This window comes from Salipiger sp. ABF4_146, assembly GCF_056161345.1.
Window position 1 is genome coordinate 22,285 of sequence record NZ_JBSWYX010000036.1, and the last position, 7,267, is coordinate 29,551.

At 63.5% G+C, this 7,267-nt stretch carries 4 protein-coding genes; 2 read left to right on the forward strand and 2 right to left on the reverse strand.

All coding sequences use genetic code 11. The annotated features are described in order from the left end of the window. Positions 1–9 precede the first annotated feature (9 nt). Positions 10–1,512, forward strand: coding sequence for a S8/S53 family peptidase (locus ACXAJT_RS26210; RefSeq protein WP_475241523.1), 1,503 nt, complete (start codon positions 10–12; stop codon positions 1,510–1,512). A gap of 98 nt (positions 1,513–1,610) precedes the next feature. Beyond that, positions 1,611–2,120, forward strand: a complete 510-nt coding sequence (locus tag ACXAJT_RS26215; RefSeq protein WP_475241525.1) for a hypothetical protein — start codon at positions 1,611–1,613, stop codon at positions 2,118–2,120. Here the strand turns inward: ACXAJT_RS26215 and gghA are convergent. Both gghA and glgB read right to left on the reverse strand, forming a co-directional pair. Then, positions 2,077–4,455, reverse strand: coding sequence for a glucosylglycerol hydrolase (gghA, locus tag ACXAJT_RS26220; protein ID WP_475241528.1), 2,379 nt, complete (start codon positions 4,453–4,455; stop codon positions 2,077–2,079). The genes ACXAJT_RS26215 and gghA overlap by 44 nt on opposite strands. Before the next feature lie 45 nt (positions 4,456–4,500). Then, positions 4,501–6,672 (reverse strand): 1,4-alpha-glucan branching protein GlgB, encoded by a 2,172-nt coding sequence (gene glgB / locus ACXAJT_RS26225; protein ID WP_475241530.1) that lies wholly within the window; start codon positions 6,670–6,672, stop codon positions 4,501–4,503. Positions 6,673–7,267 lie beyond the last annotated feature (595 nt).

A 7,267-nucleotide genomic window follows, 5' to 3' on the forward strand; every position in this document is an offset into this window, starting at 1 on the left:
GGACGGAAGATGGCACGTATCATCCCCCCCGCCAGCACCCGCGGCACCGGGCGCTATGACGGCTACCATGCGCTTTGGCACTTGTTCATGCTCGGTCTGATGGACGACCCGAAGGGGTTCGACAGCAGCGCATGGGACGCCGCCGAGAAACGCCTCTCATCCGGTGAGGACCCGATCCGCGTAGCGCTGATCGACGTGTCGGTCGCGCCCGGACATCCCAACCTCGAGGGTGCGATCGCCTGGGACCTTGCGGTGGATTTCTTCTCGAACCGGCTGGGCACCTTCCCCGATCCGGCCACGCCGCCCGCGCGCAACCGTCTGTCGCGCCATCTGGCCCGCGCCTGCCCCATCGGAGATGCCACCGCAGAGGCGCTGCTGACCGAGATGACGGCACACATGGCCAAGGAGTATCCCGCCGCACAGGGCACCCCCACCCCGGAGCAACGGATTTTCCCGGCAACCTCCGCCGCCTTCTCGGGCCACGGCACCGCCATGGCCGGGCTGATCGGGGCACGTCCGGTCGCCGCGGAAGACGTCAACCTAATCGCCACCCACCTGCAGGCCTTGCCCGGTGGCCCCGACCTGCAGGTGGAAAGCCCGCTGGCTGGGCACGGGCTGCCCTATATCGGCGTCGATCCGACCTGCGAGATCGTCCCGATCTCGACAAGCTTCGATCCCGACCCCGAGCAGTTCCTCGCCGCCATGCTTTACGCGCATCTGATCGATGCCGACCTCATCGTCTTGGCCCGCGATTTTCCCGATCCGTGGCGCAGCCCGGTGACGGACTTGCCTGCCGCCGCCGATGGCACCAGTGATCCGCGGGAACTTGGGCTGTTGCGAGACACCTACCCGGTCACATATTCCGAGCAGGAAGATGCGCTGTGGAGGTCGCTGCATGATCTGGTGCCGCGCATGTCGCTGACCCGCCCCATCCTCTGCGCCAGCGGCAATGGAGGCGATGGCACACGTCTCTATCCCGGGTCTCTGGCTGCCGAGGACAACGGCATCATCCTTGTCGGAGCCCACACCAGCACAGGCCGCAGGGCGGGCTATTCCAACACTGGCTCTGCAAGCGTGCCGGTCACGCTCTACGCTCCCAGCGGCGACAGTGAGCGGCTCGACAGCGAGATCGTGCGGCTGGATCAGATGGCCCCGGATTTCTACGCCAGCACCCATTCGCCAAGCTACCTTGACGACAGCGAGCCCTATTCGCCGCTCGACGTGATCAGCACCGATGTCCCCGGTGCGGCGGGCTACAACGGCAGCCCTTTCCCCGAGATTCTCCCTGACGAGGACGAACTGCCCGACTACCGCTCTTACTACTGCCGGTTTAGCGGCACATCGGCGGCGACCGCCATCGCGGCGGGGATGCTGGCGCTGGCCATGAGCGCCGGGCGGATCGCCCCCGGCGATGGGGTGACCGCGAAACGCAAGCTGCGCGGCACGGCAGACGCGACAGATGATGATGCGGCAGAGCCCAAATTGACTTGGGCGACCGTCGGACAGGGCTGAGGCGAATTGGCATCACGTGACCGACGCGCTCTCGCCATGATTGCAAGATGAACGCGGGCTTCCTAGGCTGACGTGACTTGAGGGGAAGGAAAATAGTCATGCGCGATCGCAGTTTCGGCAGAACGATCTGGAACCTGATCCTCGCGCTACTCAATGCCACGCTGATCTTGCTGGCCCTGTGCCTGTTCCTTGCCCTGCAACTGAGCCACCGCGCGCAGGAGATCACAGACAGTTTCGCCCGCAGCCTCGTCTCGCTCGATCCGCTGCGCGCAGAAATCGGCGAGATGACCTCGGAGGTCAGCGGGCTGCGCAGCGATCTCGGCGCCCTGCGGGAAGACGGCTCATACCTGACGTCAGAGGCGGCGCAGCGGATCACCGCACGGATCGATCGGTTGGAGGGCAGGCTCGACACCGCCGCGCAGCGCATCGACGGTCTGATCTCCAGCCCCGAGCGGCTGGTCGATCAGGCGATCGACCGAGCCGCCGAAGAGGTCAAACTGGGGATCAGCGAATGGCGCGGCTGCACGCCCTCCGACACGCTGTCTCTTGCCCGTCCCGAGACGCTTACACCGCCTCAAACACCAGCCCCATCGAATCCCGAAGGGTGATCGGCCCGCCGGTGTAATCCTCGCCGATGCCGGGGCTGCGCAGCACCAGTCGCCACTCCCTGCCCTGCTCGGCCTCTGGCAGCAGCTTCAGCGGTTCGATCTCATCGGTCTCGCGTCCCTCCATGTGGCATACCGCAAACACCTTGCGCCCATCGGGCCCGTTGCGCAGCGCGGCGAAAACCGTACGCCCGTCCAGCGGCTCGAGATAGCGGAACTGGTCGTTCTCGCCGAAATTGCCGCGCAGCCACGGGTTCGACTGTCGGAAGTCGCGCAGCCGCCGCATAAAGCCGGTCTGGTTCGGATCGAGATAGGACAGGTAGTGCGAGACGTTGCAGTACTCGTGCATGTCATCCATCCACGCGCAGGCGATCTGTTTCAACAGCCCGACGGTGAAGCGCTCTGGCCCCGCCAGCGCGGGCTCCACCGCGTTGAGCAGCGCCGCGATGGTGTTGAGATCATACTCAGTCACCTCGACCAGTGCCGGAAGAAACTCGAAGAAGCGAGCCAGATCCTCGCGAGTTTCGAACCCAAGTTCCTTCAGCCGCCGGAAGTTGCCCGGGATCGAGTAGCTGTAGCTGTCGACCTGCCATTTGAGGCTGATCGCCTCCTCGGCCACGACCTTGACGCCGTATTTGTCGTCTTGGTTGCGGATGAAGCCCCAACTGGCGCGCGCAGTGGCATTGAGGAAGTCCATCGGCACACCCGGGAACACCGCGTAAGTCAGGATCGACACCGCGGGGTTGTCGTAGGCCTTGTCGAGAATCTCCATCTTGGTGTCGCCAAGCCGGGTGTTGATGTTCAGCTTGGGGTTCACCTGCGTGCCCCGGCGCAGCGTGTCGTGGTTGGCGGTGCCCGAAATCCAGTTCGCGCCGTGGGCCAGAATCTCTTTGATCCGCCAGTATTTCGACAGCCAGAAGGTATAGATGAACGGCGTGTTGTGGGCGAAGGTCAAAGGCCCCCACTGGAACACGTCCGGATCATGGGTCTGGTTCTCGATCACCGCGCGATAGGTCGAGCTCAGTTCCCAATCCTCGTCGGGCCACGGGCGGCCATCTTCAAAGACGAACCAAGGCTGATAGGTGGTGCCCGCCACCTCCTGTGTCAGCCCCGACATCTCGGCAAGGTAATCGTCATCGTGGCGCAGGGTCTGTGCCGCCCAGTCCCACCATTTGAAATCCTGCGCGCCATCGACGCGCACGCCGTCGGCGCCAAAGTCCACCTTGCGGCGCTGCATCTCCAGCAAGATGCCCCGTACGTAAGGGTTCAGATAGTCGAGGTTCTGCCCGTACATGTTGGGACCGGCGAAATAGTGGCTCGAAAGAACCTCAAGTCCCTGATTGTCGGAGTGGCCAAACACCACGTCGAGGATCAGCTTCTTCGGCTTTCCCGGGAAGGTGTGCAACACGGCGGCAAGGTCGACCAGTTCATCGGGGCGTGCGGTTTCCAGCAGCACCGGGTTCACCGTCGCCATGCCAGAGATCACCACGTCATAGCCCCAGTTCGTGGTATTGGGCCGGGTCAGCGTCGCCTCGACGCGCTCTTCGCTTGAGGGCCCTTCGGTCCAGAACGGCGGCCCCGCTTCATAAACGGTGGTAGGCTCCACCGGAAGCGGCTGCACCGCGTCATATCCCATGAAAAGCTCATCCGCCGGCTCCAGTGGCAAGCCATGCTCGACCCGTTCCGCAAGGCGCTGGATCTGCCGGGTGAGGCTGGCCAACGTGCCGCCGGCGGTCGCGGTCGGGATGTGCAGTTGCAGAATGCTGGTGGGCGGGGTGAACTTATGCGGCGCGTCGCTCTTCAGCGCCTCGAAATACGCTTTGTCGGTGCGCGCATCCTGCATCGCGGCAACGTCATAAACCTCCGCCGGTGCGAACGCGCCATAAGGCACCGACATGGCCAGCGGGTCGAGGATGCGCGTGTAGTTGTGATCCGCGTCACGCCAGACCAGCGCATAGAAATCCCCTGTCACCTCACGCGCCCCTGCCTTCACACCGCTTGCGACGCAAAACGCGAACGCCTCGCAGCGCTGCACCGGCAGCAGCACCCGCTCGAAGGCGATTTCACTGTGCGAGACGGTCAGATCAAGCTCGGTGCCCGCTTCGGGCCGCAGCAGTTCGATGAAGATGTCGCCGTCGGCAATGCTCCAATCCTGAAGCTCGGGCACGTAAAAGCCGAAGATCACACGATCGCCCTCGACCTGCGCCCCCAGCCGCCGGGCGATACTGCGCCCGGCGCTGAACCGGTCCTCCGCGGTGGTCAGGATGCGCTCGCACCAATCGGCAAGCTCTGCGGTCGCGTCGGCGTCGAAGGCGGGCGGGTCCATACGGTCGTACAAGTGGCGTCTCCTGTGGTCTTGCGGTCCGGGTCTTCGGCTTTGAGGTCAGGTGTCTTCGGGGGTGAACATCAGCGTCGACAGCGGCGGCAGCAGCATGCGGGCCGACGCGGGTTTGCCCTCTGCGCCTGGCTGATCGGCGATCACGCGCCCCATGTTGCCAGCCCCAGAGCCACCGTAAACCCCTGCATCACTATTGAAGATCTCGCGCCAAGCGCCACCCTGCGGCATCGGCAGCGTGAACCCATCATGTTCAACCGCCGAGAAATTGCACACGACGACCACCGGCGCGTCGCCCGCTGCGCCCTTGCGCAGCCACGCAAAGACGTTCTTTTCCGCCGCGTCGGCCAGCAGCCACTCGAACCCCTCGGGCAAGCAGTCATAGCGGTGGAGCGCCGGCATCTCACGATAGAGCCGATTAAGATCGCGCACGAGACTTTGCATCCCCGCGTGACGCGGCTCATCCAGCAGATCCCAGTCCAGTTGCCCCTCGAAGGCCCACTCGCGCGATTGCGCGAACTCCTGCCCCATGAACAGCAGCTTCTTGCCCGGATGGCCCCACATGAAGCCATAGTAGGCGCGCAGGTTGGCAAATTTCTCTGCCGTTTCACCCGGCATCTTGTTCAGCATCGAGCCCTTGCCGTGCACCACTTCATCGTGGCTGAGCGCCAGCACGAAGTTCTCGGAGAACGCATAGGTCAGCCCAAAGGTCACCTGATGATGGTGGTGTTGGCGATAGATCGGATCGAGCGCGACATAGCTTAGCGTGTCGTGCATCCACCCCATGTTCCACTTGAACCCAAAGCCGAGCCCGCCGTCGTCCACCGGCCGCGAGACCTTGGGAAACGCCGTGCTTTCCTCGGCCACGGTCATCGTGCCTGGCATGGCGCCGTAGACCTCGGTGTTCATCCGCCGCAGCAGGTCGATGGCCTCGTAGTTTTCGCGTCCGCCGTCCTTGTTGGGAACCCATTCCCCATCGTTGCGCGAATAATCGCGGTAGAGCATCGAGGCCACCGCATCCACGCGCAGGCCATCCACGTGGTATTCCTGCACCCAGTAGCTGGCGTTGGCGATAAGGAAATTCGCCACCTCGCGCCGGCCAAAATCATAGATCAGCGTGTTCCAGTCGCGATGGAACCCCTCACGCGGGTCGGCATATTCGTAAAGCGGCGTGCCATCGAACTCGGCCAGACCATGCGCATCCGATGGGAAGTGTGCCGGAACCCAGTCGAGCAGAATGCCCAGCCCCTTCTGGTGCGCTGCATCCACCAGATCGCGGAACTCATGCGGCGGCCCATGCCGCACGGTGGGCGCGTATAGGCCGGTGGGCTGATAGCCCCAAGAGCCATCAAATGGGTGCTCTGCCACGGGCAGAAGCTCGATATGCGTAAAGCCCATGTCGGACACGTAGTCCACCAGCTTGACCGCCGCTTCTTTGTAGGAAATTGGACGGCCATTCTGCGTCTGGTCGCGCCACCACGATGCGAGGTGAACCTCGTAGATCGAAATCGGCGCTTCGCGGGCATTGCGCGCCGCGCGGCTCTCCATCCATGCGCCGTCGTCCCAGCCATACCCCGTGATATCCCGAACGACACTGGCGTTGTCCGGGCGCAACTGCCCGCCAAAGCCAAGCGGGTCCGCCTTGAGCGGCAGCGTCTTCCCGGACGCATCGACGATCTCATACTTATAGAGGGTGCCCTCACCGATATCGGGCAGGAAGATTTCCCAAATCCCGCCACGCCGCCGCAAGACGTCACGCCGCCCATCCCAGCCGTTGAACGGCCCGACCACCGAAACCCGCTGAGCATTCGGCGCCCAGACAGCAAAATGCGTGCCATGCACCCCTTCGTGCTCGATCACATGCGCGCCAAGCGCGTCCCAGAGCCGACCGTGCGTGCCTTCCAAGATCAAATGCTCGTCCAGCTCGCCCAAGACAGGCCCAAAACTGTAGGGGTCGCGATAGCTGACGGTGTCCCCATCGGCCGTTGTTTTTCGCAGCGTGTAGTCGCCCGCTCCGCTGATTTCCCCCGTAAAGATCTCCTCTGCGCCCGGAAAAGGCTTAAGCTCCACCGTGCCGCCCTGCGCCACCGCGAATACCTGCTCCGCTCCGGGCGCGAAGACGGTGATCGCTTGCCCACCAGGCGCCGGACGTGGTCCGAGCATGGCGAAAAGATCTTCGGCGGTTCCATCGGCGATCGCGCGCGCTTGGCCCAGTTGCATGGTGACACATCTCCTTGCTTGGCTTCAGCAGGCCCACGCCTACGTGGCCGCGCGGGTCGCCTTTAGACCTAACGCATTCACCGGCTCGGTCAAAATCAGGGGGTGAAAACCGGCACAAACGTGGGTGCGCAGCGTCAAAACGATCGCCAGTGCCGGGTCTTCCAGCACATACCAAGCGGATTGTTTACCGTTTGGGCGCGAAGCCCCGCCCAGCCTAGAGGTGCCTTCCTCTTAAGTTAGCCGCCATCACCCGCCTTACCTCGGCCGCAGTGACTGCTTGGTTCGCACACATGACGCCATGGCGCCGATGCAGCTATGTGACAATTGCCAAAGGCTCGATCGCTTATGGAGCATGGCCTTCTAAGCAAGCTGCCCAAGCCTTCGTCTCGAAGGCGCCTTTTCGAAGCTATTCCCTTTGACCGCCTCATACGGGCTTCAGCCACCGCTGCCGCACGGCAGCGCCCAAGACCAACAGAAAGAACAACGGTGGCGAGCCGCCATTCAGCCTAGGCTCAGGACTCGTTCTCCTTCAAAGCCAGAAGATTACGGTCGCAGCGAGTGCGATTGCTGAGAAGAAGGCTTGTGGGCAGCGGTC